Genomic DNA, 12,537 nt, shown 5'->3' with positions numbered 1-12,537 from the left:
CTTTTGTTACACAACTTGTTTATAATTTAATTAGCATATCACTTATGCCAGTTTCTAAATACGCATTGATCACATCTCTTAAAAGATATGGAGATTTAGGTATTGCATCGATTGTGTCGCCAGCTATATGTGGGGTGAGAGTCACATTTTCTAGCTGTAAAAGAGGATCATCTTTTTGAATTGGTTCTTCCCAGATGACATCTAATGCCGCACCTGCAATTTTCTTTTCTTGAAGTGCTTTGATCAATGCGTCTTTTTCTAATACTGCCGCTCTTGCCGTGTTGATTAAGTAAGCACTTGGTTTCATCAACGAGATCAACTGCTCATTCACTAAGTTTTTTGTTTCAGGACTTGCCCGTAAATGCAACGATACAACATCCGCTTCTGAGAATGTCTCCTCAAGTCCTCTGAATTCAATTGCTAATCCCTCTTGTCTGATTTTCTCTTGATCAATAAACGGATCGTACGCAATTACTGAAATACCTAAGTGATTCAGACGTTTGGCAACAAGTTTGCCAATATAGCCTAATCCAATCAGGCCCACTGTCAAATGATTCAATGTGGTTTTATATGGGTCGTTGGGAAATGATTTCGACCACTTGCCATTCATGACATCTCGATGGCCTCTGGCAATGTTGCGGGTTTCCGCGTAAATCAACCCTACGGTAAAATCTGCTACAGGCTCAGCATTTCTTATCACGTGAAGTAAAGGAATATTTCTGCTTTTAATCTCCTCCAGTGCGACATGTTCTAATCCGCCCCGACAGGTACCGATTAATTTTAAGCAAGACGCATGATCAAGCATTTCTTTCGAGATCGGAGCGATATGAACAAATAGATAGTCTGCATCCCTCATTGACTCAACCAGTCCTTCAGGAATCTCTACAGCCTCAGGTCCACCTTTTTCAATCAGTAAAATCTTTTCCTGAAATTGTTCTTTTGTTAAATCCGAGTACCATTCAAACCGCTCAACTTGGATAGAATCTCCTAAATTCATTTGATAGGCCGCTTCTTCTAATGTCTTACTTGCTACCAACCGATCACCAACCACAATCACTTTCGTCATCAAGTTGCCCCCTCATTTAACGTTATTTGTACATTTGATTCTAACTCTGCTTGCTTCTCTAAATAATTATGGATAACCTCTCTCTTCGTTCTTACAAAGAAGTACATGCCGATATAAACTATCACTGACAAGCCGATCAAAAATGGATTCTGAGTTAAAAAAATCAAGAAAAGACCACCCATAATATGGTTTGTCATTACTGCAAAACTACAGATCAATAACGCACCTTCAGGAAGGTTTACACCGACTTCCATGGCAACTTCAGTAAAAATAGGCGCAACAGCTGTAATCATATACAAACCGCCGATACACCAAATTGTTCCAGAAATCAACGATTTAAAAATATTGCCATTTGAAATACAAATAATCAACTCGATCATATAAGGGATCGCAATCAGATCGACCATCGGTAACGTTTCGTTTCCTGGTAAAATGATTGCTAAAATCAAGACGATCGGCATAAGCAGCATTCCTGTTAACAAAGTAGACGTTTCACCATAACCAGCGGCATCATTGATTGCAAGAAACCAAACACGATTTTTGCCTCCACTTTTTGCAGTTTTTTTCGAAGCGTCCGTGATGGTCGTAAACGCTGAAGCAAATATACCCGCAATTTTTGGAAAGATCGCCATGATAGCAGCCGTTGCGATACCGACAGTGGCAATTTCTCCCCAACCTTCAAGTGTATTCAACCGCATAAAGTTTCCTGCTAATCCCAACAGAGAACCAAGTACGAGTCCTAATGAAGTCGGTTCACCTAAAAATCCTAGTTTTTCTTGGATTTTTTCTGGATTCCATTGTACCTTATTAGCTCCCAACTTCGTTAATATCCAATCGATGCCAATTGCTAAAGGAACTGAGCAAATATGGTGTGGTGCGGTGATCGTGCAGCTTGGATAACCATAATACGTCGACCATCTTTTGGCGACGATCTCGGAAAAAACAAAGCAATACAGATTTGAAAGGACCATCAAACCAATTGAGAGCCATAAATTTCCCGTTGCGATGTAAAGCATCGAGCCCCAAAGCATAAAGGAATAATTATTCCATAAATCAGAAGGCATGAAAATATTGGTAAATTTCAAAACGAATAAAATGAGCTGCATAAGCAATCCCAAACCTAAGAAAATCATCCCAACTTGTGTAGAATAGGCAACAACACTCGTAGCCTGCCAACCAGTATCTAAAATCCTTAAGTTTACCCCTGTTTCTGCTACCATTCTTTGTACGACTGGCGTAACGATCGGCGAATATGCGCCGATAATCATATTGAATCCGGTTAAGCCGATCCCTGCATTCAGTGCTGCGTTAAACGCTTTTTTGGGTTTTACTTTCATCACTAAAGCAATAAAGAAAATAATCACTGGAACGACGATTGCAGCCCCAAACGAATCCATAATATTCGATAAAATCTCTAACAAAGGTTCCCCCTCCTCTTCTTAGTTCTCTCGAATTACCCAGCAATCGCTGCAACTGTTTTTAGCAGCTCCTCATAGAATTCTTCTTCCCCCATACCTGTCAACAATCCTACAGAATTGATCGTTGGAATCTCATATTTTCCTTTCAAAGGACTTGTATGGACAATCACATCCCATTGACCTGAAGCCAATTCCCCATCAACTCCCCCTGGATTGACTTCTACCGTTTTTGCCTTATAACCATTTTCTTCTAAAAAGTCTTTAACTTTGCCCGCAACCATCGAACTTGTAACAGTTCCCGAACCACATACTGAAATGACATTGACCTTCTTCATAATTCGTTCCTCCTTTTTATTTTCTTTCGTTTAAGATGCCAGCTTTAGGCGTTACACCAAAGCGATCGGCTAGATCCCAAAGTTGTTGATCCGTAATCTTTTGAACGATTCCTGTTGGTGCAGCGATTGCTCGCATATAGATATCAGCTGCTTTTTCAGCAGTTTCAACCAATCCAAAGGCATCGTCCATGGATTGTCCGGCACCCATAATACCGTGGTGCGGCCAAACCACGATTCGTGAGTATGCCATTTTCTCTGCAGAAGCTTCCCCAAGCGCAACTGTCCCTGCGACCATCCACGGTAAGACAGCAACTCCATCTGGAAAAACGACTAAACATTCTGTGATCATTTCCCACAATGTCTTAGTAAAGCGATTTTCATCTAAATCATGAACAAAAGTCATCGCCGAAATAGCAATTGAATGGGTGTGTAGAATCACTCGATGTTCCGAATCTTGACGAAGACGCACTGCGTGACACTTAAGATGAGAAGCAAGTTCACTCGTAGGAATCCCGCCCGTTTCAAGTCCCCACAAAACTTGATAGTGCTTCCCTTCTTTATCGATTTTTAAAATGACCAAATTATCTGCTGGATTTTGCCAAACATTTTTAAAATATTTACCTGATCCTGAGACTAAAAAGATCATACCTGCCAGTTCAGGAATTTCAAAACCCAATGCCGCTTCATAAACCACTCGATTCGTATCAAGGTAAAACTGAACTTCCTCTTCATCTATACGATAACTGATGTTCCCGCCATTTCTTTCTGCCCACCCGTTGTTCCACAAGTTCCTTGTTGCTTCACACATTTCCTTGATAAACGGTGCTTCATAAATATTGTGGATTTTCATCATTACTTCTCTCCTATCTATTTTTAAAATATTGTGTAACTAATTGATACATTTCATCTGCAGTGATATCTTGAGACAGCTTGTTCATAGTGCTCTCATCAGTGAACATCGCCATTAAATTCTTTAACAAAACTAATTGCTGATCACCTTTATCAAATCCTAAAACAAAAATATAACGAACTTGTACATATTCATCACACGAGCCCATCTGTCCAAACTCAATGGGTGTTTTTAGCTTTGTTAAATAAATAAACGGTTTTTTGATATGTTGTGGTTCCGTATGAGGTATTGCAATTCCCATAAATTGGGTCTTTAATCCCGTTGGGTAATCTTTTTCTCTATTGGTGATCGCCAACAAGAAACTATCTTGAACATATCCTTGTTCTTTTAGCTTTTGAAAGATGCAGGTAAAGTATTCTTCTTGATTCCCATTGGTTTCAATCACATCTGTCAATTTTGTGTCAAAGAATTCTTCCATAACTCTCATATTCCTCCTTTCCATTGCGACTGTATTTATAGTTTAAGGTATTTCACAAACTTTTTGTTATCGCTTTCATCACAATTTTTATTTTTATATGAAAAAAAATTGGGTTACTAGAGATAATTCAATGTTTCAGCAAATACTCTTGACTCGATGTGATTAAAGCAAATCTGTTTCCTGTTTTCACGTGAAACAAAAAAACCTAACCAACCAGCAGGATCGCTGTTTGATTAGGAAAGAGGCACTGCTTTATTGTTCGGTCAACCACGTGCGCGAGCGTTCGACTTCTTCATACGTTAACTGATGACTTGGGGTCCAAACGGTTGAAAGGACTGCACCCCGGGAGGTGAAGATCTCTTGGACGTAAGCACTGTCGGCTAGGGAAACGATCGGGTCGTTTCTGCCAAAACTCAGAAACACATGAGTGTCAGGCAAGGAATTCGTCGGTAAATTCTCGACTGGATACATGGCGTGGTAGAGGATCGCTTTTTTGAAGTGGTCGCTATCATTTAGTAATAAGCGAATGGCAATGTTGGCGCCGTTGGAATAACCCACCAGTACCACTTGGGCTAATGAAAAGTTGTATTCTTTGGCGGCTTGCCGAATGAAATCGGCTAATTCGTCGCCGCGAAGTGCTAAGTCGACTTCATCATACACCCCTTCAGCTAGACGTTTGAAGTAACGAGGCATGCCGTTTTCTAAAACGTTCCCGCGAATACCTAATAGTGATGCTTGGGGATCAAGGGCTTTGCCTACTTCCAGCAACGACTGTTCGTCGCCACCAGTGCCGTGGAGCAGCACCAAAACTGGTGCGTCGGCTGCTCCTTGTTGGTAGATTGCTTTCATCGAAGTTCCTCCTTTAACTTGGTCGTTTGATATCGAAAATCTCCCCAATCGTTGCGTAAGAATTTCCCGCTAGCCGGCTGACTGCTTGTAAGGCATGGGGATCGATCTTGCCGTCTTGATAGACATGCTCTGCAATCTGGTAGCCGACGACTTCCAACAATAAGAGATCGGCAGTGGTCTGCTGGTCTTTTTTGATGGGTACGTGCTGATGCAGAATCGTTTCTAAGCGTACACTGGCTTCTTTCAAGCCAGGAACGGCAATCGTTTTCGATGTCGTTGTGGTAAACCCAGAAACCGTCAACTCGCTTTGGTCTGCGGGCAATAATGCCGCGGTTTTATTGGCCTCTTGGACATTTGTTTGATCCAAAATATGCACGACGGCTTCTTTCGTCGCCAACAGATTGCGGGCGGTGTCTTTCAGTTCCCCCTCTTTGCGCTGGATAGCCAACGAGAGGATCACGGGTTCTGAGCTGACGATGTTAAAAAAACTGAATGGGGCGATGTTGACGATACCATCGGCTGATTGCGTATTGACCACTGCCACTGGTCGTGGAATGATGGAGCCAATCAGTAGCTTATAATTTTCTCGTTGGGTCAAATCCTTGGGATCTAAATAGTGCATACAGCGTCTCCTTTTTTCTAAACCGATAAGTCTGGCAAGCGATCCTTGATCTCTACACGGCGGCTTTCAAATTGGGCTGGCAGCATCAACTGCTGTCCTAACGTTTCTAATGGTTCATCAACTAAAAAGCCTGGGGTTTCTGTTGCGATCTCAAAGACGATGTTGCCCCTTTCTTGGAAATAGACGGCTTTGAAATAGTTGCGGTCTTTGATTTCAGTGACTCCGTATCTTTGATCGTACAAGTACTCTTGCCACTCTTTTTGCACTGCTTCCGTTGGCACAGACCACGCGATGTGATGGACGGTGCCAACACCCCAGCGTCCTGCTGGCAGTGCTTCATGAGGCACGACGATCTCATGAGCGAGGGTGCCTGCGGTATGAAGATGGGTGCTTTTCTCTGTTTTGTTAAAAATGTTTAGTCCTAGATCATCTGCCAACGTTTGAATGGTCGCTTCTGGTTGTGCCGAAAGCAAGACGGCCCCATGAAAGCCTAAAATCGCTGGTGTTTCTGCCGACTCTTCGGCTTCGACTAACGCCAAAGACAGGTCATGCTGATCATGAAGTTCTAAAGTTGGCCGGTCAAACAATGTACTTTCTTGGACAGTTACTTGATGTTTCGCCAAATGTTCTTGCCAATAGGCACTGCTGCCTTTAGGAATACGAAACGCGATCGTGCCGACTTGTCCGCTTCCTACTCGTCCAGGATGGGCATTTGCCCAAGGGAAGAAAGTGATGATGGTCCCATTTTCTAACGCTTGATTGCTGTAATAAAGATGATACGTGTAAGGATCATCAAAATTGACGGTTTGTTTGACGAGGCGCAACCCCAACACGTCACGGTAAAAGGCAACGTTCGTTTGCGGATCGCCTACGATGGCTGAAATATGGTGGATCTGTTGAATGGGTTGCATACTATGTGCCTCCTTAGGCGCGTTTTGTATTGAAGGGTTTGATGACTCCTTCGATGTATTCACGGCGATTTTCTAAAAATGGTGCCAATGATAAGGATTCACCCAATGTTTCATACGGCTCATCCCCCATAAACCCTGGTTCATCTGTCGCTAGTTCAAAAAGAATATGGCCGATGCGCACATACAACGATTCAAAATAGTAGCGATCGACATAGCCAGAGTTGGCCAATCCCAAGTTATCAAAGACTTCTTGCCAGACTGCTAATGAGTCATGGTGGGCTAAGCGAAAAGCCACATGATGCACTTCGCCGTCCCCTTGTTGTGCTTGTGGGCTCGTGGTATCTTCCACTAAAACGATTTGGGCGCCATTGCCGCCTTCACCGACTTCTAGCAAATAGCGATTGTCTACTTGATCAATGGTTTTGAAATCAAAGACGGATTCCAGTAGTCCTTTGAAATCTGCCAAATAAGAAACAGACATTTCAACAGGACCTAAGCCGTAAATCGCAAATTCAGTAGGAACGGGTCCTTTTTTCCAAGGGATACCAGCTTTCACGCCAGTATTGTGTTCATCAGAGATCAGTTGATAGGCTTGCGTATCAAAATCCCAAAAGCGCAACACTTTTTTCCCAAATTCGGTAGTGATTGCCTCGTGTTTTACCTCAAATTCATCAAAGCGTGCGGCATAATAATCAAGGGCTGCGTCACTGGGCACTCGGAAACTGGTACGGGTGATCGAGTTGGTTCCTTTGCTACCACGAGCGGTATTGGGAAAATCAAAGAACGTCATGGTCGTTCCCGGTGTCCCTAAATCATCCGCAAAGTAAGTATGGTACGTATAGATGTCATCTTGATTGACGGTTTTTTTCACTAAACGCATCCCTAACACATCTGTAAAGAAATGGTAATTCCGTTCCACATCACTTGTCATAGCCGTCACATGGTGTACCCCTAATAATTGGTCTTGTTTTCTCATTTTCTTTTCCTCATTTCTGATCGTAAGTTATTTTTCGTAAAATTGTTTTTAATTGTTGCAATTCTTCACTGCTGAGTTCGGAAAAACTCGCCGCAATCTTTTGTGCATGACTGGGAAAAATTTTCTCCATCAACGCCCTGCCTGCTTCCGTAATACTGACGTATGTTACCCGTTGATCTTCTTGGCTAGGTTCCCGTTGCACGCAGCCTTTTTTGACTAATTGATCGACCACGTAGGTTGTGGAGCTGCTGGCGATCAAGATTTTTTCCTTGATGGCCTGCGTCGTATGGGTGCCTTTATGGTAAAGCAATTCCAGTACGGAAAACTCTGTGATATTTAAGCCATAACAACGGACATCTTTTTTTGCCACTTGTTCCAAACGACTCGCCGTACGCAGCAAACCGATGTATGCTTTGAGCGCTTCTTCTTGATGCACCATTTTCCTCACCTCTTTATTTCGAATTCGAGATAATCATAACTTACTTTTTGTAAGTTGTAAAAGGATATGCTTTGGTTATTTAAGAAAATCATTCAATGCTTATTTTTTAGAGATAAAGAACACTTAGACACTAACGAAGGTCCCGCCTTTTTTCTATGAACCCGCCACATCTAAGAAAAAAAGCGGAACTTATGAAAGGTTCCATAAGTTCCGCTAAATATATATTTTACTGAAGAGGATTCGACCCATTCCATGTACCGATCAATGAAGCGCTGATTCCGACGCATACTTGTCCTTTTTAGATCATTGTGGTCGGCTGCACCTGCTTTTCCAAAGCCAGCAGCCACTTTTTGCGTTCGACACCGCCGCCATAGCCGCCGATGCTGCCATCGCTATTGATGACGCGGTGGCATGGAACGATCAACGCCAATTGGTTTTTTCCGTTGGCATTGGCAACAGCTCGGGTAGCTTTTTCATTGCCGATTCGCTGTGCCAATTGTTTGTACGAGTATGTTTCTCCAATCTTCATTTCCAACAGCTGCTGCCAGACGGCTTTTTGAAAATCAGAGCCGATCAATGCGATGGGTACCGTGAAGGCAGTTCGATTCCCTGCAAAATATTCCGTCAGTTCTTGCTTGAGTTGCTGAATGATTGCTGTTTGCTGAGGAATGATCACTGCATTCAAACGGCTTCTCAAAACAGCAATCTCCGTTTCTAGCCCTCTGCGATCCACGAATTCTAACAAGTAAAGCTGCTGCTGGTCGCTGATCGCCAACATCGACCCCAACTTGGTCTCAAGCCAAGCAGAAGAAAGAATCGTTTTTTCGCGGCTGTTGGAAGGCAACTCCCCCATAATCCGAGAAAACGCATCTCGAAAGCCGTTGCCAGAATCGAAACCGGCTTCTAATTGCGCTTGGATCAGCGGTTCTCCTTCACGAATCTGCTTAAACGCTAATCCTAAGCGGCGTGCACGGGAGTATTCGATAAAGGTCATGCCAAAATATTTTTTGAATTGTCGTCGTGCGGTATTGGGATGGATCGCTAGTGCTTCAAAATCTTTGTCGGTCCACTTTTTCTCTGGGTTACTCTCCACGGCTTCCACCAGGCTTTTCACGTCAGGGGATAAGTGGCTAGGCGAGCTGAGCGGGCGACATCGTTTGCAGGGACGATACGCCGCCAGCAGCGCTTCTTGTGCCGTCTGAAAAAACTCGCAATTTTTTTTGAGCGGTTTTTTCGCTGGGCAGGTGGGACGGCAAAAGACGCCGGTGGTTTTTACCCCAACGTAAAAAATCCCTTCATATTGGGAATTTTTTTCAATCAGCATGTCGTAATAGTGGTCCCGTTGTCGGCTATCTTCAATCATCTTGCGCATCCCTCCCTCTTTTCTACACTTACAAAAATACTTCGTGCCTGTCCAAACACACGATCAACCAATGCAGCAGTCTGCAATGGCAGTTCGAAAATTTGCCCACATCCTTCTGATGACATACGATCACCCTTTCCTCTGAATGACCTTAGTGTACAAAAAAAGGACTTGGCTCATCCCATAAAAATTAACACCAATTTTTCAGGAAATGAAACACATCATTTAAGACGTGTATTTTCTGCGATACCCTCTATCCTATCTACGAACTGATCAATTTGAATAAGCGTTTTTTCTAAGTTATTCTTAATTTTACTTACTATCTTTTCTCTACCCTCTTCAGCAACAATTATAAAAATATCTTCTACAAACTTGTTATTGATACCAGCAATTTTCCAATTCCCTGTTCCCCACCACTCCCAAGTATCTTTTCTTTTTCTACCACCATCTACTTCTGTAAGAATACGCTCTAATCTTTGACGTCCATCAGGATCAATTTTGCCTGTAAATGCTATCTTAATTCTTCCAGAAATAGATTCAGATTTATTGTACAATTCAATACCGTAAGGTTTGTGGTTATTCCATCCACCGGGGAAATTTTCTGGCAAGTCTGGAAACAATTGATTCAGCCTCTTTGTTTGGAATCGAATCATTGTTTTGCTAGTAGAAATAATCTTTATTTCCTCATTCTTTTCGTTAGCTAATTCCGCCAAGGCCTCAACATATAATTCACTCATCAAACTTAAATTATCAGGGCGGTTTTCAAAAATTAAATCTAATGCATCTTGATGTTCTGCATATATTTTCCGACATATCTCTCTAAGTTTTTCATCCACTAAAAGATCACTCCTTAATACGTTTAAATAATCATTTATTATGTAGCTTATTTTTGATTCTAGCTGATTCAGCTTTAATAATCGCTCCAAAATAAGTGCGATATCATAGTAAGAAACTATACACCATTCTTCGTCAGAAGGCTCTATTCCTTCTGGAGTTAAAAAAACAAAAATCCGATTATATTCTTTATAGTTTTCTTCTACATAGCTCTTATATTTATTTAATTGATGTTTTGATTCGAGTGATATCGTTTTATTTTCTATACACAATACCATCTTATTCTTTTGTGATATCAAAAGAAGATCGATATCCTTATGCTCACGAAATATCTCTATATCTTCATAATCCGCTAACACAATATCAAAATAATCTAATCCAATAAAATCATACTGGTCCATTTTTAAACATATTTTTAAAAATGATTTCAGAAAATAGTCCTTCATTCCATGACCTTCTTTTGGATTAAACAAGTAAGCTAAAAAGTTACTATGTCGAATTTCTGTTCGAGATAACTTTAATATCTGAAAAATGTTTTCTTCTTTTAACCAGGGAGCTAGTTGATCACTTATCATGTCAAAATCTTTCAACAGATAATAAAGTTTTTCTTTATCGGTATTCTTCACATCGTTCACTTTCTTCCCACAATTTTTTTCCACAAAGTTTATTCAACCACTGTCAGACTAAAAATACAATGAGTATTTGGTTTACAAACAGTAGTAGTTATATACAAAAAAGCTTAGAGCGACAAATCCGTCTAAGCTTTAATTCAAATATCTTCTAACCAAAAAGTTTTTCTTTTTTCCGCAAGACTCGCTCCAAACGGGGGCGATTGTAGCGTTGGATCATGATGAATGGGCAGTTGGCCAATAACGCATAGACGATCATCACCCAGCCCGCCCACGCAGGATTCCAGAGGAAAAAGAACGGTGCTGGAACCATCAGCAGCCAATGGGTCAGCTCTGCTCGGCGTGTCTCAATGACGAATTTTTCCAGATAGTCCTTTTGCTGTTGAGCCAAGCGGGATTTGTCAAAGCCTTTTTTGGCAATCACAGTGCCGTCGGGCAATTTGTCTTTCCACTGACGAATACGAAACACCTCCGACCAGATCCTACCGCCTTTTTCAAAGGCAAAAGAACGGAACCAATTGGCATGACGTTCAAAAAAGGCATCGCTGACTTTGCGCAAGCCAAAGGAGATGCCTAGATGAAACAGCAGCCAAGCCAAGCTATCTGTAATGAGCAAGAGCAGTGGAGATAAGGTGATCAGCGGCATGTGCATCGCCTCCTATAAATTGATTTTGCGTCCTTTCCAGGTCACGGATTTCAACAAATGGGTTTGGATCCACGACCAACTAAATAAGCCTAGGAAAAAAAGAAAGTAACATGGGAAAAAAAGCAGCAGAATTCGGTTGAAGTTGCCGACACGGCGGGCAAAGCACAGGGTTTGTCCAAAATAAGCAGCATAAAAAAGCAGGCCGAGCCAAAGCGGTTCCATCAGAAATGGTGCCGCCAGTACCCCAATGCCGCCGCTGATCCACAAGATGACGCCCGCCATAATCAAAGGGTGAGTGGATTGCGAAGCAGTGGCAAAGTCCTTCGTCCAGCCTTGAACAAGTTGACGAACACCCGCTGGATACATCCGAAAGGCCAACAGGTCTTTTCCACCATACAAGGCGATCGGCAAGCGTTTTTTCTTAAAGCGTCTCGCTAATGCTAGATCATCTAAGATTCCTTGCGGCATGTCCTGATGTCCATTGGCTTGAAGGTACGCAGTTTTGCTGCACAAAATACACGGACCAAAGGCGCCGCCAGCTGAGAGTTTTTCGCCTACGATGGAAAAGCGGTTCAACCCGACAGGTAAGACGACATTAAAGACGGCAGACAGTTGTTCATACAGGCGCTTCGTTTGATGATAGGGCTGCACCGAGAGCAGTCCTTGTCCCGATCGCTCCTCATACGCAGCGAAAAGACGCTCTAAGCCATCTTCTGCTAGAAAGAAGGTATCGGCATCCAAAAATAATAGATACTTGCCCACCGCTTGTGAGGCGCCTAACCAACAAGCCGCCGCTTTTCCAGCAGAATCAGCAGCGGTTTGCAAGACCGTCGCACCGAAGCCCTTGGCACAGGCGATCGTCTCGTCTTCCGATCCGTCATCAACCACCAAAATCTCCACAGGATGAAGGGTTTGCTGCTGCAAGGACGCCAACAATTGCGGCAAATTTTCTGCTTCATTGCGGGCGGGGATGATGATCGACAGTTCTCCCCTCTCCGTCAAGTCTTTGGATGCGGCTGTCTCCTTGCGGGTGGGTATCGTCGGCAGGCGGAAAAAAATCAGCCAGCCTGCCAGCCAAGCAACGCAAATACCAGCGAGCAGCAGGTACACAGTCATCATCC

14 protein-coding genes are annotated in these 12,537 nt (G+C 42.7%); all 14 read right to left on the bottom strand.

Features of this window, described 5'->3' with window-relative positions; all coding sequences use genetic code 11:
• Positions 1-19: 19 nt before the first annotated feature.
• A complete protein-coding gene (locus A5883_RS14745) occupies positions 20-1,066 on the bottom strand; it encodes a 2-hydroxyacid dehydrogenase (protein ID WP_086338928.1) in 1,047 nt (348 codons plus the stop codon).
• On the bottom strand, positions 1,066-2,487 hold the full coding sequence (locus A5883_RS14740; protein WP_081117715.1) for a PTS galactitol transporter subunit IIC: 1,422 nt from the start codon (positions 2,485-2,487) through the stop codon (positions 1,066-1,068). Before A5883_RS14740 ends, A5883_RS14745 begins: the two co-directional genes overlap by 1 nt.
• 32 nt (positions 2,488-2,519) lie before the next feature.
• Entirely contained in the window at positions 2,520-2,819 is a 300-nt protein-coding gene (locus A5883_RS14735; protein WP_086338927.1) for a PTS sugar transporter subunit IIB, read from the bottom strand.
• Positions 2,820-2,835: 16 nt separating this feature from the next.
• The gene (rhaD, locus tag A5883_RS14730; protein WP_086339158.1) at positions 2,836-3,669 is read right to left on the bottom strand and encodes a rhamnulose-1-phosphate aldolase; all 834 of its coding nucleotides are present in this window, start codon (positions 3,667-3,669) and stop codon (positions 2,836-2,838) included.
• Positions 3,670-3,682: 13 nt separating this feature from the next.
• Complete coding sequence (locus tag A5883_RS14725; protein WP_176324012.1) at positions 3,683-4,147, bottom strand: PTS sugar transporter subunit IIA; 465 nt, start codon at positions 4,145-4,147, stop codon at positions 3,683-3,685.
• A gap of 252 nt (positions 4,148-4,399) precedes the next feature.
• Positions 4,400-4,996, bottom strand: coding sequence for an alpha/beta hydrolase (locus tag A5883_RS14720; protein WP_086338925.1), 597 nt, complete (start codon positions 4,994-4,996; stop codon positions 4,400-4,402).
• 13 nt (positions 4,997-5,009) lie between these two features.
• On the bottom strand, positions 5,010-5,618 hold the full coding sequence (locus A5883_RS14715; protein ID WP_086338924.1) for a flavin reductase family protein: 609 nt from the start codon (positions 5,616-5,618) through the stop codon (positions 5,010-5,012).
• Between the two features lie 17 nt (positions 5,619-5,635).
• Entirely contained in the window at positions 5,636-6,529 is an 894-nt protein-coding gene (locus A5883_RS14710; protein ID WP_086338923.1) for a VOC family protein, read from the bottom strand.
• A 13-nt stretch (positions 6,530-6,542) separates the two neighbouring features.
• Positions 6,543-7,505 carry a ring-cleaving dioxygenase gene (locus A5883_RS14705; protein ID WP_074536639.1) on the bottom strand — a complete coding sequence of 321 codons (963 nt, stop codon included), beginning with the start codon at positions 7,503-7,505 and terminating at the stop codon, positions 6,543-6,545.
• Positions 7,506-7,515: 10 nt separating this feature from the next.
• Complete coding sequence (locus tag A5883_RS14700) at positions 7,516-7,944, bottom strand: MarR family winged helix-turn-helix transcriptional regulator (protein ID WP_086338922.1); 429 nt, start codon at positions 7,942-7,944, stop codon at positions 7,516-7,518.
• Positions 7,945-8,242: 298 nt separating this feature from the next.
• Positions 8,243-9,307, bottom strand: coding sequence for a bifunctional transcriptional activator/DNA repair enzyme AdaA (locus tag A5883_RS14695; protein WP_086339157.1), 1,065 nt, complete (start codon positions 9,305-9,307; stop codon positions 8,243-8,245).
• A gap of 221 nt (positions 9,308-9,528) precedes the next feature.
• Complete coding sequence (locus A5883_RS14685; RefSeq protein WP_254907875.1) at positions 9,529-10,776, bottom strand: PDDEXK-like family protein; 1,248 nt, start codon at positions 10,774-10,776, stop codon at positions 9,529-9,531.
• A 145-nt stretch (positions 10,777-10,921) separates the two neighbouring features.
• The gene (locus A5883_RS14680) at positions 10,922-11,416 is read right to left on the bottom strand and encodes a glycosyl-4,4'-diaponeurosporenoate acyltransferase (protein ID WP_223597674.1); all 495 of its coding nucleotides are present in this window, start codon (positions 11,414-11,416) and stop codon (positions 10,922-10,924) included.
• Between the two features lie 12 nt (positions 11,417-11,428).
• Entirely contained in the window at positions 11,429-12,535 is a 1,107-nt protein-coding gene (locus A5883_RS14675) for a glycosyltransferase (RefSeq protein ID WP_086338920.1), read from the bottom strand.
• Between the last annotated feature and the right edge of the window lie 2 nt (positions 12,536-12,537).

This window comes from Enterococcus sp. 5B3_DIV0040, from assembly GCF_002140755.1.
Classification (GTDB): domain Bacteria; phylum Bacillota; class Bacilli; order Lactobacillales; family Enterococcaceae; genus Enterococcus_D; species Enterococcus_D casseliflavus.
This window is presented reverse-complemented; position numbering and strand designations above follow the sequence as displayed.

Coding starts and splice junctions, on each gene's coding strand:
- A5883_RS14745 (WP_086338928.1), bottom strand. CDS start 1,066: ATGACGAAAGTGATTGTGGTTGGTGATCGGTTGGTAGCAAGTAAGACA.
- A5883_RS14735 (WP_086338927.1), bottom strand. CDS start 2,819: ATGAAGAAGGTCAATGTCATTTCAGTATGTGGTTCGGGAACTGTTACA.
- rhaD (WP_086339158.1), bottom strand. CDS start 3,669: ATGAAAATCCACAATATTTATGAAGCACCGTTTATCAAGGAAATGTGT.
- A5883_RS14725 (WP_176324012.1), bottom strand. CDS start 4,147: ATGGAAGAATTCTTTGACACAAAATTGACAGATGTGATTGAAACCAAT.
- A5883_RS14720 (WP_086338925.1), bottom strand. CDS start 4,996: ATGAAAGCAATCTACCAACAAGGAGCAGCCGACGCACCAGTTTTGGTG.
- A5883_RS14715 (WP_086338924.1), bottom strand. CDS start 5,618: ATGCACTATTTAGATCCCAAGGATTTGACCCAACGAGAAAATTATAAG.
- A5883_RS14710 (WP_086338923.1), bottom strand. CDS start 6,529: ATGCAACCCATTCAACAGATCCACCATATTTCAGCCATCGTAGGCGAT.
- A5883_RS14705 (WP_074536639.1), bottom strand. CDS start 7,505: ATGAGAAAACAAGACCAATTATTAGGGGTACACCATGTGACGGCTATG.
- A5883_RS14700 (WP_086338922.1), bottom strand. CDS start 7,944: ATGGTGCATCAAGAAGAAGCGCTCAAAGCATACATCGGTTTGCTGCGT.
- A5883_RS14695 (WP_086339157.1), bottom strand. CDS start 9,307: ATGATTGAAGATAGCCGACAACGGGACCACTATTACGACATGCTGATT.
- A5883_RS14680 (WP_223597674.1), bottom strand. CDS start 11,416: ATGCCGCTGATCACCTTATCTCCACTGCTCTTGCTCATTACAGATAGC.
- A5883_RS14675 (WP_086338920.1), bottom strand. CDS start 12,535: ATGATGACTGTGTACCTGCTGCTCGCTGGTATTTGCGTTGCTTGGCTG.